19 protein-coding genes are annotated in these 16277 nt (G+C 61.8%); 1 reads left to right on the top strand and 18 read right to left on the bottom strand.

Annotation, left to right across the window (positions count from 1 at the left end):
* Positions 1–8: 8 nt before the first annotated feature.
* The 12 genes from rlmN to trmJ form a co-directional block, all read right to left on the bottom strand.
* Positions 9–1154: a 23S rRNA (adenine(2503)-C(2))-methyltransferase RlmN gene (gene rlmN / locus SB765_RS14220; protein WP_016484976.1), complete on the bottom strand. Its 1146-nt coding sequence runs from the start codon at positions 1152–1154 to the stop codon at positions 9–11.
* Positions 1155–1182: 28 nt separating this feature from the next.
* Positions 1183–1608 (bottom strand): nucleoside-diphosphate kinase, encoded by a 426-nt coding sequence (ndk, locus tag SB765_RS14225; protein WP_033701183.1) that lies wholly within the window; start codon positions 1606–1608, stop codon positions 1183–1185.
* A gap of 88 nt (positions 1609–1696) precedes the next feature.
* A complete protein-coding gene (iscX, locus tag SB765_RS14230) occupies positions 1697–1897 on the bottom strand; it encodes a Fe-S cluster assembly protein IscX (RefSeq protein WP_003248529.1) in 201 nt (66 codons plus the stop codon).
* 10 nt (positions 1898–1907) lie between these two features.
* A complete protein-coding gene (gene fdx, locus SB765_RS14235) occupies positions 1908–2249 on the bottom strand; it encodes an ISC system 2Fe-2S type ferredoxin (RefSeq protein WP_016501396.1) in 342 nt (113 codons plus the stop codon).
* A 3-nt stretch (positions 2250–2252) separates the two neighbouring features.
* Positions 2253–4115 (bottom strand): Fe-S protein assembly chaperone HscA, encoded by a 1863-nt coding sequence (gene hscA, locus SB765_RS14240; protein ID WP_341797617.1) that lies wholly within the window; start codon positions 4113–4115, stop codon positions 2253–2255.
* Positions 4116–4157: 42 nt separating this feature from the next.
* Positions 4158–4679: a co-chaperone HscB gene (hscB, locus tag SB765_RS14245; protein WP_016501398.1), complete on the bottom strand. Its 522-nt coding sequence runs from the start codon at positions 4677–4679 to the stop codon at positions 4158–4160.
* Positions 4680–4687: 8 nt separating this feature from the next.
* Positions 4688–5011 (bottom strand): iron-sulfur cluster assembly protein IscA, encoded by a 324-nt coding sequence (gene iscA, locus SB765_RS14250; RefSeq protein ID WP_016501399.1) that lies wholly within the window; start codon positions 5009–5011, stop codon positions 4688–4690.
* Between the two features lie 32 nt (positions 5012–5043).
* Complete coding sequence (gene iscU / locus SB765_RS14255; protein ID WP_003248539.1) at positions 5044–5430, bottom strand: Fe-S cluster assembly scaffold IscU; 387 nt, start codon at positions 5428–5430, stop codon at positions 5044–5046.
* Between the two features lie 46 nt (positions 5431–5476).
* A complete protein-coding gene (locus SB765_RS14260; RefSeq protein WP_016501400.1) occupies positions 5477–6691 on the bottom strand; it encodes an IscS subfamily cysteine desulfurase in 1215 nt (404 codons plus the stop codon).
* 46 nt (positions 6692–6737) lie between these two features.
* Positions 6738–7229: a Fe-S cluster assembly transcriptional regulator IscR gene (gene iscR / locus SB765_RS14265; protein WP_008092572.1), complete on the bottom strand. Its 492-nt coding sequence runs from the start codon at positions 7227–7229 to the stop codon at positions 6738–6740.
* 179 nt (positions 7230–7408) lie between these two features.
* Positions 7409–8194, bottom strand: coding sequence for a serine O-acetyltransferase (gene cysE / locus SB765_RS14270; RefSeq protein ID WP_016501401.1), 786 nt, complete (start codon positions 8192–8194; stop codon positions 7409–7411).
* Between the two features lie 3 nt (positions 8195–8197).
* Positions 8198–8953: a tRNA (cytosine(32)/uridine(32)-2'-O)-methyltransferase TrmJ gene (trmJ, locus tag SB765_RS14275; RefSeq protein WP_043196986.1), complete on the bottom strand. Its 756-nt coding sequence runs from the start codon at positions 8951–8953 to the stop codon at positions 8198–8200.
* A 151-nt stretch (positions 8954–9104) separates the two neighbouring features.
* On the opposite strand from trmJ, the gene suhB reads away from it, so the two are divergent.
* Positions 9105–9923 carry an inositol-phosphate phosphatase gene (gene suhB / locus SB765_RS14280; RefSeq protein ID WP_012270588.1) on the top strand — a complete coding sequence of 273 codons (819 nt, stop codon included), beginning with the start codon at positions 9105–9107 and terminating at the stop codon, positions 9921–9923.
* Between the two features lie 205 nt (positions 9924–10128).
* Here suhB and SB765_RS14285 read toward each other — a convergent pair whose 3' ends face one another.
* From SB765_RS14285 to queA, 6 genes are all read right to left on the bottom strand, one after another.
* Positions 10129–10671 (bottom strand): glycine zipper 2TM domain-containing protein, encoded by a 543-nt coding sequence (locus SB765_RS14285; RefSeq protein ID WP_026034597.1) that lies wholly within the window; start codon positions 10669–10671, stop codon positions 10129–10131.
* Positions 10672–10792: 121 nt separating this feature from the next.
* Entirely contained in the window at positions 10793–11701 is a 909-nt protein-coding gene (secF, locus tag SB765_RS14290) for a protein translocase subunit SecF (RefSeq protein WP_016484966.1), read from the bottom strand.
* A 10-nt stretch (positions 11702–11711) separates the two neighbouring features.
* Positions 11712–13574, bottom strand: coding sequence for a protein translocase subunit SecD (secD, locus tag SB765_RS14295; protein WP_410910782.1), 1863 nt, complete (start codon positions 13572–13574; stop codon positions 11712–11714).
* Between the two features lie 63 nt (positions 13575–13637).
* On the bottom strand, positions 13638–13973 hold the full coding sequence (gene yajC, locus SB765_RS14300) for a preprotein translocase subunit YajC (RefSeq protein WP_016484964.1): 336 nt from the start codon (positions 13971–13973) through the stop codon (positions 13638–13640).
* Positions 13974–14015: 42 nt separating this feature from the next.
* Entirely contained in the window at positions 14016–15131 is a 1116-nt protein-coding gene (gene tgt / locus SB765_RS14305) for a tRNA guanosine(34) transglycosylase Tgt (RefSeq protein WP_016501406.1), read from the bottom strand.
* A gap of 14 nt (positions 15132–15145) precedes the next feature.
* Entirely contained in the window at positions 15146–16195 is a 1050-nt protein-coding gene (queA, locus tag SB765_RS14310; protein WP_049274126.1) for a tRNA preQ1(34) S-adenosylmethionine ribosyltransferase-isomerase QueA, read from the bottom strand.
* Between the last annotated feature and the right edge of the window lie 82 nt (positions 16196–16277).

The following is a 16277-nucleotide window of genomic DNA, read 5'->3' on the forward strand; positions in this document are numbered from 1 at the left end:
AGTCCCGGTCAGTGGCTGGCGGCGCTGTCTTGCAGCTCGACGTCCGCGGAAAGCTGGCGTACGGCGATGTAGCGCTCGCTGCGACGGGTGCGGTCGTTGACCTGGCCGACCAGCTGGCCACAGGCGGCATCGATGTCCTCACCACGGGTGGTACGGGTGGTGACGTTGAAACCACCGTGGTGCAGCAGGTCCTGGAAGCGACGAATGGCGTTGTTGCTCGGCCGCTCGTAGCCCGAATGCGGGAATGGGTTGAACGGGATCAGGTTGATCTTGCACGGCACATCGCGCAGCAACTCGATCATCTGCGCGGCATGCTCGGGCTGGTCGTTGACGTCCTTGAGCAAGGTGTACTCGACGGTGAGCACGCGCTTGCCACCCAAGGTGGACATGTAGCCCATGCACGACTCCAGCAGCACTTTCAGCGGGTACTTCTTGTTGATAGGTACCAGTTTGTTGCGCAGCTCGTCGTTCGGTGCGTGCAGCGACAGGGCCAGCGACACGTCGATGTGCTTGGCCAGTTCGTCGATCATCGGCACCACGCCCGAGGTGGACAAAGTGACGCGACGCTTGGAAATGCCATAGCCCAGGTCATCCATCATGATTTTCATGGCAGCGATGACGTTGTCGAAGTTCAGCAAGGGCTCGCCCATGCCCATCATGACCACGTTGGTAATCGCGCGGTCGACTTTGGCAGGAACGGTCCCGAAGGATTTGTTGGCAAGCCACACCTGGCCGATGACTTCAGCGGCAGTGAGGTTGCTGTTGAAGCCTTGCTTGCCGGTGGAGCAGAAGCTGCAATCCAGGGCACAGCCGGCTTGCGACGATACGCACAGGGTGCCGCGGTCGTCGGTAGGAATGTAGACGGTCTCGACGCAGCTGCCGGAGGCAACGCGGATCACCCACTTACGGGTGCCGTCGGCGGAAATGTCTTCACTGACCACTTCCGGTGGGCGAATCTCGGCAACGGCCTCAAGCTTTTCGCGCAAGGCCTTGCCTACGTTGGTCATGGCCGCAAAGTCGGACACGCCAAAATGGTGAATCCATTTCATCACCTGGCCGGCACGGAAGCGCTTCTCCCCGATTGAGTCGAAGAATTGTTCCATTTCCGGCTGGGTCAGACCCAACAGGTTGATTTTGCCAGTAGATGTCGTCATGGATTCACCCTCACCCGTAAGCTTTCGCTTAGCGAGTGGTTACCTCGGTAGCAGCGAAGAAGTAAGCGATTTCGCGAGCAGCAGCAGCTTCGGAGTCCGAACCGTGAACGGCGTTGGCGTCGATCGACTCGGCGAAGTCAGCACGGATGGTACCGGCAGCAGCTTCTTTAGGGTTGGTAGCGCCCATCAGCTCGCGGTTCAGAGCGATGGCGTTTTCGCCTTCCAGAACCTGAACAACAACCGGGCCGGAAGTCATGAAGGCAACCAGGTCACCGAAGAAGCCGCGCTCGCTGTGCTCAGCGTAGAAGCCTTCGGCTTCGGCTTTGGACAGTTGCTTGATTTTCGAGGCAACGATTTTCAGGCCGGCGTCTTCAAAGCGAGTGGTGATCTTGCCGATGACGTTTTTGGCAACTGCGTCAGGCTTGATGATCGAGAAAGTACGTTGAACAGCCATGGAAAACTCCAGAATATGAGTGTTACGAAAAATTAAACCCGCGAATTATACGCGGGTTTCAGGGGATTGCCTAACCTGCACATGACGCTTAGTCGGCTTCGTCGATCCAGGCGGCCTGGATTGCCTCAAGCACTTTCTCACCGCCGCGTGACGGATCGTCGCTGAACTCTGGCAATGCCAGCACCCAGCGGTGCAGGTCCACGAAATTCACATAACGAGGATCGACCTCAGGCTTGCTTTCTGCAAGCTGGATGGCGATCTCAAGTACATCAACCCATTTCAGACTCATGTACAAGACCTCAGTGCGGCGCTTCGGCAGCGTGGTTGAGCGAATACTTGGGGATCTCGATGGTCAGGTCGGTATCCCCCACGACCACCTGGCAACCAAGGCGCGACTGCGCTTCCAGGCCCCACGCCTTGTCCAGCATGTCCTCTTCCAGCTCGTCGGCTTCTTCGAGCGAATCGAAGCCCTTGCGCACGATGCAGTGGCAAGTGGTGCAGGCCTTGACGCCGCCGCAGGCGCTTTCCATCTCGATGTGATGGTCGTGGGCCAGCTCCAGGATGTTGGTCCCGGGCTCGACCTCCACGGTCAGCCCTTCTGGGCAGAACTTCTCATGCGGCAGGAATGTCACCAGCGGCATCGGTTACTCCTCGATCTCATTCAGGTTGCGCCCGGCCAGTGCGGCTTTGACCGTCGAATCAAGGCGACGGGCGGCAAATGCGTCGGTCACCTGCGACAGACGCTTGGTCTGTTGCTCGATGGCTGCGCCATCGGTGCCGGCCAGCAAATCACGTAGTTCTTGCATCTGGAATGCAATGGCGTCGCGCTCGTCGCTGCTAAGCAGGCGCTCACCGTCGGCGTCCAGGGCGCCCTGTACCGCTTCGAGCAAGCGCTCGCCGTCCACCTGGTGCTCACGCAACTGGCGGGCCTGCTTGTCGGAACCTGCGTGTTCGAAGGAATCCTTGAGCATGCGGGCGATTTCGCCGTCGGTCAGGCCGTAGGACGGCTTGACCTGGATGCTGGCTTCCACACCCGAACCCAGTTCCCGGGCGGCAACGCTGAGCAGGCCGTCGGCATCCACCTGGAAGGTGACGCGAATTTTTGCAGCCCCGGCAACCATCGCTGGAATGCCGCGCAGCTCGAAGCGCGCCAACGAGCGGCAGTCGCTGATCAGCTCGCGCTCGCCCTGCAGCACGTGGATCATCATGGCCGACTGGCCATCTTTATAAGTAGTGAACTCCTGGGCACGCGCCACCGGAATGGTGGTGTTGCGCGGGATCACTTTCTCCATCAGCCCACCCATGGTCTCAAGACCCAGGGACAGCGGGATGACGTCAAGCAGCAGCAGTTCACCGCCTTCGCGGCGGTTCCCTGCCAGGGTATCGGCCTGGATGGCGGCACCGATGGCGACCACCTGATCAGGGTCGATCGAAGTCAGCGGCGTGCGGCCAAACAGTGTACCGACAGCCTCACGCACACGCGGTACGCGGGTCGAACCACCGACCATGACCACCGCACCCACCTCCTCAAGCTCGACACCGCTGTCGCGCACGGCGCGGCGGCAGGCCTTGAGGCTGCGGGCGATCAGCGGCTCGATCATGGCATCGAAGGCCGCCCGGCTGAGCTCGCCCTGCCAGGCACCGTGACTGACGCTGACCACGTCAGCGTCGGTCAGGGCTTCCTTGGCGGCGCAGGCAGCCTGCAACAGTTGGCGCTGGGTACCCGGGGAGAGGTCGGAGGACAGGCCGGCCTGCTCGATGATCCAGCCAGCAATGGCGTGGTCGAAGTCGTCACCACCCAAAGCGGTATCACCGCCAGTGGCCAGCACTTCGAACACACCAGCAGTCAGGCGCAGGATCGAAATATCGAAAGTACCGCCCCCCAGGTCATAGATGGCCACCAGGCCTTCGGCATTCTGGTCCAGGCCGTAGGCAACGGCAGCGGCAGTTGGCTCGTTGAGCAGGCGCAGCACATTCAGGCCGGCTAGCTTGGCCGCATCCTTGGTCGCTTGGCGCTGAGCGTCGTCGAAATAAGCCGGCACGGTGATCACCGCGCCTACCAGGTCACCGCCCAGGGTCGCTTCGGCACGCTCACGCAGCACCTTGAGGATGTCAGCGGACACTTCCACAGGGCTCTTCGGCCCTTGGACGGTGTCGATGAACGGCATGTGCGATTCACCGCCAATGAAGCGGTACGGCAGCTGCTCACCCAATTGCTTGACGTCGGCCAGGCCGCGCCCCATCAGGCGCTTGACCGACAACACGGTGTTCAGCGGGTCACTGGCGGCCGCCTCACGCGCAGCCTGGCCGACCTCAGTGTGGTCAGCCAGGTAGCGTACCGCAGAGGGCAGAATGACGTTGCCCTGCGCATCGGGCAGGGGTTCGCTGCGACCGCTGCGTACGGCAGCGACCAGAGAATTGGTGGTACCCAGGTCGATACCAACCGCCAGGCGGCGCTGGTGCGGCTGAGGGCTTTGACCGGGTTCGGCGATCTGCAGTAGGGCCATGCTTATCTGAATACCTTAGGCGTCATCACGGGCAACGCCGGGTTAATCGTCGAGGCGCTCTTCCAGTTGGCGCACTTCTTGGGCGAGCTTGTCGAGGAACTGCATGCGGCGCATCAGGCGCTCGGCCTTGTCGCGCTCGGCAGGCACATCCCAGCAGGCGGCGAAATCCTCGTTCAGCGTGTCCTGTGCACCTTTGAGGCGCTTCTTGAACACGGCAACACCATCGAGGTCGGCTTCATCCTGCAGCTCTTCAAGCTCTTCGCGCCACTGCATTTGCTGCAGCAGGAAGTCGGGGTCGTGGACCGTGACCTCCTGGGGCACTTCGTGGCCGCCGATGGCCAGCAGATAGCGGGCACGGCGCGGCGCACTGCGCAGCGTCTGGTAGGCGTCGTTGAGGGCCGCGGACTTCTCCAGCGCTACCCGCTGCTCACGCTCGGAAGCGTCGGCAAAGCGGTCAGGATGGACCTCGCGGGCCAGCTCGCGGTAGCGAGTGGCCAGCTTGTCGAGGTCCAGCCGAAAGCACGGCTGGAGATCAAACAGAGCGTAATGACAAGGAGTACCCACAGCCAGCCTCAGACGTTGAAGCTTTCGCCGCAGCCACACTCACCGCGCACGTTGGGGTTGTTGAACTTGAAGCCTTCGTTCAACCCTTCCTTGACGAAGTCCAGTTCGGTGCCGTCAAGGTACACCAGGCTTTTAGGGTCGATGATGACCTTCACGCCGTGGTTCTCGAACACCTGGTCTTCGCCCGCCACTTCGTCGACGAACTCCAGCACGTAGGCCAGGCCCGAGCAGCCGGTGGTGCGCACGGCCAGGCGAATGCCTTCGCCCTTGCCGCGCCCCTGGAGGGAACGCCGCACGTGGTTGGCGGCGGCTTCTGTCATGCTGATAGCCATCAGAACTCCTTACCTCTTACCTTGCAGGCGACTTAGATCAAGCCTTTTTTCTGCTTGTAATCGCGAACGGCTGCCTTGATGGCATCCTCGGCGAGTACCGAGCAGTGGATCTTCACTGGCGGCAACGCCAGTTCTTCCGCCAGCTGGGTGTTCTTGATGGTTTCGGCTTCGTCCAGGGTCTTGCCCTTCATCCACTCGGTGGCGAGGGAGCTGGAAGCGATGGCCGAACCGCAGCCGTAGGTCTTGAACTTGGCGTCTTCAATGACGCCCTGCTCGTTGACCTTGATCTGCAGGCGCATCACGTCACCGCACGCTGGAGCACCGACCATGCCGGTACCGACATCCGGGTCCTCGGCATTCATCTTGCCGACGTTGCGTGGGTTTTCGTAGTGGTCGATGACCTTTTCACTGTATGCCATGGTGCAATTCCTTCCTCATCAGGGAGCCGCTCTTGCCGGCGACTGCTTAGTGGGCGGCCCACTCGATCTTGGAGATGTCAACGCCGTCTTTGTACATGTCCCACAGCGGCGACAGCTCACGCAGTTTGTTAACGGCCTCGCAGACTTTCTGCGCGGCGTAGTCGACTTCTTCTTCGGTGGTGAAGCGGCCGAAGGAGAAGCGGATCGAGCTGTGCGCCAGCTCGTCGTTGCGGCCCAGAGCGCGCAGTACGTACGACGGCTCGAGCGAAGCGGAGGTGCAGGCCGAACCGGACGATACGGCGATGTCTTTCAGCGACATCAGCAGCGACTCGCCTTCGACGTAGTTGAAGCTCAGGTTCAGGTTGTGCGGCACGCGAGCGGTGCTGCTGCCGTTGACGTACAGCTCTTCGAGGTCCGAGACCTGCTTGAAGAAGCGGTCGCTCAGGGCCTTGATGCGCACGTTTTCGGCGGCCATTTCCTGCTTGGCAATGGCGAACGCTTCGCCCATGCCGACAATCTGGTGGGTCGGCAGGGTGCCCGAACGCATGCCGCGCTCATGGCCACCGCCGTGAATGATGGCTTCAAGGCGTACACGCGGCTTGCGGCTGACGTACAGCGCGCCGATGCCTTTCGGGCCGTAGACCTTGTGCGCCGAGAACGACATCAGGTCGACTTTCAGCTTTTGCAGGTCGATTTCGACCTTGCCGGCCGACTGGGCGGCGTCGACATGGAACAGCACGCCGCGCGAACGGGTCAGTTCACCAATGGCGGCGATGTCGTTGATCGAGCCGACTTCGTTGTTCACGTGCATCAGCGAGACCAGAATGGTGTCATCGCGCAATGCTGCCTCGACCTGGGCCGGGGTGACGATGCCGTCTGCGCCTGGCTCGAGGTAGGTCACTTCGAAACCTTCACGCTCGAGCTGGCGAGCGGTATCCAGGACCGCCTTGTGCTCGATCTTGGAGGTGATGATGTGCTTGCCCTTGGTCTGATAGAAGTGCGCGACGCCTTTAAGTGCGAGGTTGTCGGACTCGGTGGCACCGCTGGTCCAGACGATTTCGCGCGGATCGGCGTTGATCAGTTCGGCAACCTGGCGACGACCGTTCTCGACCGCTTCCTCGGCCTTCCAGCCGAAAACGTGGGAGCGCGAGGCCGGGTTACCGAAGTTCCCGTCGACCAGCAGGCAGTCGGCCATTTTCTGGGCCACACGTGGGTCGACCGGGGTGGTCGCGGAGTAATCGAGGTAGATCGGCAACTTCATTTGTCTCTCCTATCAGGCGGTGGCGTCGCTCGTCGTCCCTGGGGGATCAATCGACGGCGGACGTCTCAATCTTGTCCAGCTGGGCGGTTCGGCCTGCGACACGACGCAGGTCCTGGCGCTGGGCAACTTCCTGCACCTCACGGCGCATGACGAGGTCGGCCAGGCTGATGCCGCTGAGGAATTCATGGATCTGCTGACTGAGGTCACACCACAGGTGGTGGGTCAGACAGGTATCACCGGCATGGCAGTCCCCGAGGCCCTGGCAACGGGTAGCATCGACCGATTCGTTGACCGCATCGATGACCTGGGCCACCTGGATGGTTTCCATGCCCCGCGACAGCTGGTAGCCACCACCTGGACCGCGCACGCTGGAGACCAGGCTGCTGCGGCGCAGCTTGGCGAACAGCTGTTCCAGATAAGAGAGGGAAATGCCCTGGCGCTCGGAAATGTCGGCCAAAGACACCGGCCCATGCTGCGCGTGCAACGCCAGGTCGAGCATGGCAGTCACGGCGTATCGGCCTTTGGTAGTCAGTCGCATGGCTATTGGGTACCACGGGAGTTTCGGGATGTGTGCGAGTATGCGATTCCCGAGCATTTAAGTCAACTATTAGACCTACTGCTTTAGTCGGGTTTGCGTCGGGGAGGCGGGCGCGATTGTAGCAGACGAGGGGCGTGAGCACACGCCCCGTATGTCACCAGGGTTTCAGCGCGGCGCAATCAATGCGACTGAGTGTCGCGCTGGGCCACCTGGGCAACCTCGGTGAAATCATCTTCCGGCAGAGCCGGCAGCTCCTTGGCGCAGTAGTCGCTACCCATCTTGGTCAGGGCGCCACACATGCCCTCCAACCGCTCGTCGACGGCCTGCAAGTGGTCGAGCATCTGGCCGATGGCTCGCGCCACCGGGTCAGGCATGTCGCCACTGACACCGTAGGCATCGAAGCCGATCTTCTCGGCCATGGCCTTGCGCTTGGCCTCGACTTCGGTGTCCTCGCTCTTGACGATGATCCGCCCCGGGATACCCACCGCTGTGGCGCCGGCCGGTACAGCCTTGGTCACCACCGCATTGGAGCCGATCTTGGCCCCGGCGCCGACGGTGAACGGGCCCAGCACCTTGGCCCCCGCCCCTACCACCACGCCGTTTTCCAGGGTGGGGTGGCGCTTGCCTTTGTTCCAGCTGGTGCCGCCGAGGGTCACACCTTGGTAAAGGGTGACGTCGTCGCCGATCTCGGCGGTTTCGCCGATGACGATGCCCATGCCGTGGTCAATGAAGAAGCGCCGGCCGATGGTCGCACCGGGATGGATCTCGATACCGGTCAGCCAGCGGCCGAAGTTCGACACCAGCCGGGCCAGCCACTTGAAATCACGCTTCCACAGGGCATTGCCCAGGCGGTGCAGCCAGATGGCATGCATGCCCGGGTAGCAGGTGAGCACCTCGAAGGCATTGCGCGCAGCCGGGTCACGGTGGAATACGCTTTGAATATCTTCACGCAGGCGTTCGAACATCTGTCAGTCCTTCCGTTTATGCGGCTCGCCACGGACCACTTTCTGGGTCTCGGTGAGGATGCCGCGCAAAATGCTCATTTCCGTACGCTCGACCGCCACCCGCCCATACAGCCGGCGCAGGCGCGGCATCAGGTGCTTGGGTTTTTCGGGGTCGAGGAAGCCGATGCCCACCAGGGTTTTCTCCAGGTGGTCGTAGAACAGCTCCATTTCGTCCATTGTCGCCAGCTCGCTGGCGTCAACCTTCTCGACTTTGCCCGGCGCCTCACCGGCAGCCAGCGATGCCATGCGCACCTCGTAAGAGAGCACCTGCACAGCGGCCGCAAGGTTCAGCGAGCTGAAGTCGGGGTTGGAGGGAATGTGCACGTGGAAGTGACATCGCTGCAGTTCTTCGTTGGTGAGGCCGGCGTGTTCGCGTCCGAACACCAGGGCGATCTCTTCGCCCCCCTTGGCATGCTCCACCGCCTTGGCGCCGCACTCGCGCGGGCCAATCAACGGCCAGGGGATGCTGCGCTCGCGGGCGCTGGTACCCATCACCAGGTTACAGCCGACCAGCGCCTGTTCAAGGCTGTCGACCACCTGGGCGTTATCCAGCACATCGTCGGCGCCCGAGGCGCGGGCACTGGCTTCCAGGGCGGGGAATTCTTTCGGCTGCACCAGCACCAGGCGCGACAAGCCCATGTTTTTCATGGCACGCGCAGCGCCGCCGATGTTGCCGGGGTGGCTGGTATTGACCAGAACAACACGAATATTTTGCAGCAAGGTGTTGTGCTCACAGATGCAGGAATCAGGGCCTTCGATCTTACAGAACCGACAGACGTAACGCCATGAAAGCAAATGTGACACTTCTGCCGACAAACTTTTCTGCTAGAATGATCGGCTTTCTTCTTTAACATCTCCAGGTGACCCGCCCATGCAGCCTATGCTGAATATCGCCCTGCGCGCCGCTCGCAGCGCCAGTGAACTGATTTTCCGCTCCATCGAACGCCTGGATAGCATCAAGGTGGACGAGAAAGAGGCTAAGGACTACGTTTCCGAGGTTGATCGTGCCGCCGAGCAGAAGATCGTCGACGCGCTGCGCAAGGCCTACCCGAACCACTCCATCCAGGGTGAAGAGACGGGCATGCACGCGGGCACCGGCGAAGAAGGTAAAGACTACCTGTGGATCATCGACCCACTGGACGGTACCACCAACTTCCTGCGCGGTATCCCCCACTTCGCCGTCAGCATCGCCTGCAAATACCGTGGTCGCCTTGAGCACGCCGTGGTGCTCGACCCGGTACGCCAGGAAGAATTCACCGCCAGCCGTGGCCGTGGCGCCCAGCTCAATGGCCGTCGCCTGCGTGTCAGCTCGCGCACCAGCCTGGAAGGCGCCCTGCTGGGTACCGGCTTCCCGTTCCGTGATGGCCAGATGGCCGACATGGACAACTACCTGGGCATGTTCCGCGCCCTGACTGGCCAGACCGCCGGCATCCGCCGCGCCGGCTCCGCCAGCCTGGACCTCGCCTACGTGGCCGCTGGCCGCTTCGACGCCTTCTGGGAGTCGGGCCTGTCCGAATGGGACATGGCAGCTGGCGTGCTGCTGATCCAGGAAGCCGGTGGCCTGGTGAGCGACTTCAACGGTGGCCACGACTTCCTCGACAAAGGCCACATCGTTGCAGGCAACATCAAGTGCTTCAAGGCCGTGCTGACCGCTATCCAGCCGCACCTGCCAGAAAGCATGAAGCGCTAAGCGCGAATTGCCAGAAAGCAAAAAGCACCCCTCGGGGTGCTTTTTTTGTGCCCAGAGCTTACGCAGTCCTTGTGGGAGCGGCCTTGTGTCGCGATAGGGCTGCAAAGCAGCCCCGGGAATCTCTGATGGATCACAGATCCTGGGGTCGCTGCGCACCCCATCGCGACACAAGGCCGCTCCCACACAAAGCAGACCGCGTACGAAATTACTGGGCAGCTTCGCTCAGGATCAGCTTGCCATTCTTGTCCAGCGGAATGGTGGACCCCGGCTCGCGGTCCATCTTCACCTTGCCTACCTGATCACCGATGGAATAGGTCACGTTGTAACCCACCACCTTCTCGCTGATGTCATTGACCGTATTGCAGCGGGTTTGCGTGGTGGTGTAGGTGTCACGCTGCTGCATGCCTTCCTGCACCTTGTTACCGGCATAACCACCACCGACCGCACCGGCTACGGTAGCGATCTTCTTGCCAGTACCACCACCAATCTGGTTACCCAACAAGCCACCTGCCAGCGCACCGACCACGGTACCGGCAATCTGGTGCTGGTCCTTGACCGGCGCCTGACGCGTCACGGCCACGTCCTTGCATACTTCACGCGGGGTTTTCACCTGCTGCTTGATCGGCTGCACGTCCGTCACCTGGGCGACTTCGGGGCCTTTGTTCACCAAGCTGTAGGTCGCCACAGCACCTCCGGCTGTTACACCGACAGCACCCAGCACCGCACCCACCAGCATTGATTTGTTCACGTGAACCTCCTGATCGTACCAGCGGGCATTAACCCGCGCTTCTCCCAGCCTTGGAGCAAAAAAAAAGGCGCGAGTTCAACACTCGCGCCTTTTGGTCGCCGCACGACGTAGGGACAAGGCCTTACGGGCGCTCGTCCACACCTTCAGCCTTGACTGGAGGGATCAGGTCTTCGCTGTTCAGGTTCAGCCAGATCAGTACCACGTTGGCGATGTAGATCGACGAGTAGGTACCGGCCATGACACCGATGAACAGGGCCAGCGAGAAGCCGAACAGGTTGTCGCCACCGAAGAACAGCAGTGCGGCAATGGCCAGCAAGGTCGAAACCGAGGTGGCGATGGTGCGCAGCAGGGTCTGGGTGGTCGAAACGTTGATGTTCTCGATCAGCGAAGCCTTGCGCATGACGCGGAAGTTTTCACGCACCCGGTCGAACACGACGATGGTGTCGTTCAGCGAGTAGCCGATGATCGCCAGCACCGCCGCCAGCACCGTCAGGTCGAAGGTAATCTGGAAGAACGACAGGATACCCAGGGTGACCACCACGTCGTGGATCAGCGAAACGATCGCACCCACGGCGAACTTCCACTGGAACCGGAAGGCCAGGTAGATAAGGATGCCGCCCAAGGCCATGAGCATGCCCATGCCTCCCTGGTCGCGCAGCTCTTCCCCCACCTGCGGGCCAACGAACTCGACACGCTTGAGCGTGGCCGGGTTGTCGCCGCCAGCCTTCTGCAGGGCAGCGGCTACCTTGTTACCCAGCTGCGGGTCATCGCCCGGCATACGCACCAGCAGGTCGGTGGTAGCGCCGAAGCTCTGCACCACGGCCTCGTGGAAGCCGGAGTCGACCAGCTCGGCACGCACCGCCTTGAGGTCGGCCGGGCGCTCGTATGTCAGCTCAATCAGCGTACCGCCGGTGAAGTCCAGGCCAAAGTTGAGGCCCTTCTGCCACCAGCTGAACAGCGCCAGCACGGTGAGGAGCACGGTAATGGCGAACGCAACATTGCGCACGCCCATGAAGTTGATGGTTTTCATCGCAGCTCCCTCAAACCCACAGCTTCTTGATGTCACGCCCGCCGCAGGTCAGGTTGACCATTGCGCGGGTCACCATGACGGCGGTGAACATCGAGGTGAAAATCCCGAGGGACATGGTAACCGCAAAGCCTTTGACCGGGCCGGTACCCATGGCGAACAGGATGCCGCCGACCAGCAGGCTGGTCAGGTTGGCGTCGATGATCGCGGTGTAGGCGCGGTTGAAGCCTTCGTGGATGGCGCGCTGTACCGACATGCCGGCTTTCAGCTCTTCGCGAATACGCGAGAAGATCAGCACGTTGGCGTCCACCGCCATACCCATGGTCAACACGATACCGGCAATACCCGGCAGGGTCAGGGTGGCACCGAGCAGCGACATCAGCGCCAGCAGCAGCACCATGTTGCCCGCCAGGGCGATGGTGGCGATCACGCCAAAGCCGCGGTAGATGGCGATGATGAACAGCGAGACGAACAGCATGCCCCACAGCGACGCATCGATACCCTTGGTGATGTTGTCGGCACCCAGGCTTGGGCCAATGGTACGTTCTTCAGCGAAGTACATCGGCGCGGCCAGACCACCGGCACGCAGCAGCAGGGCCAGCTCGGACGATTCGCCCTGGCCGTTCAGGCCGGTGATGCGGAACTGGCTGCCCAGTGGCGACTGGATGGTCGCCAGGCTGATGATCTTCTTCTCTTCCACGAAGCTTTGTACGGCAACGTCCTTCTCGACGCCGTCGACGGTCTGCTTCACGTAGCGGGTGACCGGCTTCTGCTCGATGAAGATCACTGCCATGCTGCGGCCGACGTTGCTACGGGTAGCACGGCTCATCAGCTCGCCACCGTGGCCATCCAGGCGGATGTTCACTTGTGGGCGACCGTGCTCGTCAAAGCTGGCCTGGGCGTCGGTAACCTGGTCACCGGTGATGATCAGGCCGCGCTCGACCGGCGCAGAACGGCCGCCTTCGCGGAACTCGAACACTTCGGTAGTGGCCTTGGACGCACCCGGCTCGGCACCAAAGCGGAACTCCAGGTTGGCGGTTTTACCGAGGATACGCTTGGCTTCGGCAGTGTCCTGCACGCCCGGCAGCTCGACCACGATACGGTTGGCGCCCTGGCGCTGTACCAGCGGCTCGGCCACGCCCAGCTCGTTGACACGGTTGCGGACGGTGGTGAGGTTCTGCTTGATCGAGTATTCGCGGATCTCGGCAACTTTTGCCTGAGTCAGCGCCAGACGCAGCACGGCGAGGTCGTTGCGCTCGGTGGTGGTCAGGTCGAAATCATTGAAATTCTTGCGGATCAGGGCACGTGCCTGTTCGCGGGTAGCATCGTCAGCGAAGCCCAGCATGATGCCGCCATCCTGCTGAGGCAGGCTGCGGTAGCGGACGCGCTCTTTGCGCAGCAAGGTCTTGACCTCGCCTTCGTAGACTTTCATGCGGGCCGTCATGGCCTTGTCCATGTCCACTTCCAGCAGGAAGTGCACACCACCGGACAGGTCCAGGCCCAGCTTCATCGGGCTTGCACCCAGGCTGCGCAGCCATTGCGGGGTAGTTTGTGCCAGGTTCAGGGCCACGACGTAATCATCGCCCAGTGCCTTGCGCACCACATCCTTGGCTGGCAGCTGGTCTTCCTGGTTGGTCAGGCGGATCAGCCCGCTGCCCTTCTCACCCAGGCTAACGCCCTTGACGGCGATCTTGGCATCGACCAGCGCCTTGCTGACGCGATCGAGGTCGGCCTGGTTCACCTGCAGCGCCGAACTGGCACCGCTGATCTGTACCGCCGGATCATCCGGGTAGAGGTTGGGAGCGGAATAAATGAAACCGACCACCAGTACCAGCACGATCAGTGCATATTTCCACAGAGGGTATTTGTTCAGCATCACGCCGCCCGTTCAAGACGCGGGGCGCTTTGCGCGCCCCGACTGGAAAATAAAACCGGTAACTCAGATAGCCTTGAGCGTACCTTTTGGCAGGGTTGCCGCGATGGCGCCCTTCTGGAACTTCAGCTCGACAGTGTCGGAAACTTCCAGCACCACGAAATCATCGGAAACCTTGACGATCTTGCCGGCGATACCGCCGTTGGTGACAACTTCGTCACCTTTCTGCAAGTTGCCGAGCAGGTTCTTCTGCTCTTTGGCACGTTTGGCCTGTGGACGCCAGATCATCAGGTAGAAGATGACCAGGAAACCGACCAGGAAAATCCACTCGAAACCGGTACCGGCTGGGCCAGCGGCAGGTGCTGCAGCGTCCGCGTATGCGGCGGGGATGAAGAAGCTCATTGGGCACTCCTAATGTAATTTTCTAATAATGGATGCAGACAGTCAGTCCAAAGGCGGTACAGGAAGCCCGCGCTTGGCGTAGAAGGCGTCGACGAAGGCGGCCAATTTACCCTGTTGAATAGCCTCGCGTAAACCGGCCATCAAGCGCTGGTAATGGCGCAAGTTGTGGATGGTATTCAGCATGCTGCTCAACATTTCGCCGCACTTGTCCAGGTGATGGAGATAGGCACGGGAGAAGTTGGTGCAGGTGTAGCAGTCACAGGTCGGATCCAGCGGCGATTCATCGTGGCGATGAAACGCATTGCGGATCTTGATCACCCCTGTATCGACGAACAGATGGCCGTTACGCGCGTTACGCGTAGGCATCACGCAGTCGAACATGTCGACGCCGCGGCGCACACCCTCAACGAGATCTTCCGGTTTGCCTACCCCCATAAGGTAACGAGGTTTGTCAGCAGGCATCATGCCCGGCAGGTAATCCAGCACCTTGATCATTTCGTGCTTGGGTTCGCCCACCGACAGGCCGCCGATGGCCAGGCCGTCGAAACCGATGTTTTCCAGGCCTTCCAGCGAGCGCATGCGCAGGTCCTGGTACATGCCGCCCTGGACGATGCCGAACAGCGCCGCCGTGTTGTCGGCGTGGGCGTTCTTCGAGCGCTGGGCCCAGCGCAGCGACAGCTCCATGGAAGTACGTGCCACGTCGTGCTCGGCCGGGTACGGGGTGCACTCGTCGAAGATCATCACCACGTCCGAGCCCAGGTCGCGTTGCACCTGCATCGACTCTTCAGGGCCCATGAACACCTTCGAGCCATCGACTGGCGAGGCGAAGGTCACGCCCTCTTCCTTGATCTTGCGCATGGCGCCCAGGCTGAACACCTGGAAGCCACCGGAGTCGGTGAGGATCGGGCCTTTCCACTGCATGAAATCGTGCAGGCCGTTGTGCTTCTTGATCACCTCGGTGCCCGGGCGCAGCCACAGGTGGAAGGTGTTGCCCAGGATCATCTCGGCGCCAATGGCCTCGATATCGCGTGGCAGCATGCCCTTGACCGTGCCATAGGTGCCCACCGGCATGAACGCCGGGGTTTCCACCGTGCCGCGTGGGAAGGTGATGCGACCACGACGGGCCTTGCCGTCGGTAGCCAGCAGTTCGAAGGACATTCGACAGGTGCGACTCATGCTTGATCCTCGGGGCCGCGTGGCGCCGGATTGCGGGTGATGAACATGGCATCACCGTAACTGAAGAAGCGGTACCCGTTCTCGACCGCCGCCGCGTAGGCAGCCATGGTCTCGGGGTAACCGGCGAACGCCGAGACCAGCATCAGCAGCGTGGACTCCGGCAGGTGGAAGTTGGTGACCAGGGCATCGACCACATGGAACGGCCGGCCCGGGTAGATGAAGATGTCGGTGTCGCCGCTGAAGGCCTTGAGCACGCCATCGCGCGCCGCGCTTTCCAGCGAACGCACGCTGGTGGTGCCGACCGCGACCACCCGGCCGCCACGTGCGCGGCAGGCCTCGATGGCATCGACCACATCCTGGCCCACTTCGAGCCATTCTTTATGCATGTGGTGGTCTTCGATCTTGTCGACCCGCACCGGCTGGAACGTGCCCGCGCCCACGTGCAGGGTAACGAAAGCCCGCTCCACACCTTTGGCAGCAATTTTTTCCAGCAGCGCTTCGTCAAAGTGCAGGCCCGCAGTGGGCGCGGCAACCGCACCGGCGCGCTGGGCGTACACGGTCTGGTAGCGCTCACGGTCGGCGCCCTCGTCGGGGCGGTCGATGTAGGGCGGCAGCGGCATATGGCCGACGCGGTCGAGCAATGGCAGCACCTCTTCGGTGAAACGCAGCTCGAACAGCGTGTCATGGCGCGCGACCATTTCGGCCTCGCCACCACCATCGATGAGGATCACCGCGCCCACTTTCGGCGCCTTGCTGGCACGCACATGGGCCAGCACCCGGTGGCTGTCGAGCACCCGCTCGACCAGCACTTCCAGCTTGCCCCCGGAGGCTTTCTGGCCAAACAACCGCGCCGGGATGACCCGGGTGTTGTTGAACACCATCAGGTCGCCGGGACGCAGGTACTCGAGCAGGTCGGGGAATTGCCGGTGCGCCAGCGCGCCGGTCGGCCCATCGAGCACCAGCAGACGGCTGCCATGGCGCTCGGCCAACGGGTGGCGGGCGATCAGGGAATCAGGGAGTTCGAAGGAAAAATCGGCGACGCGCATGATGATGTTCGGTTCGGCAGGGCCGGGAAGTTTAGCCCAATGTGTGAAAATTGACCATGAAAGCCGATTGACCGACTAGCGG

The organism is Pseudomonas sp. SIMBA_067 (assembly GCF_046534675.1).
Lineage (GTDB): Bacteria > Pseudomonadota > Gammaproteobacteria > Pseudomonadales > Pseudomonadaceae > Aquipseudomonas > Aquipseudomonas putida.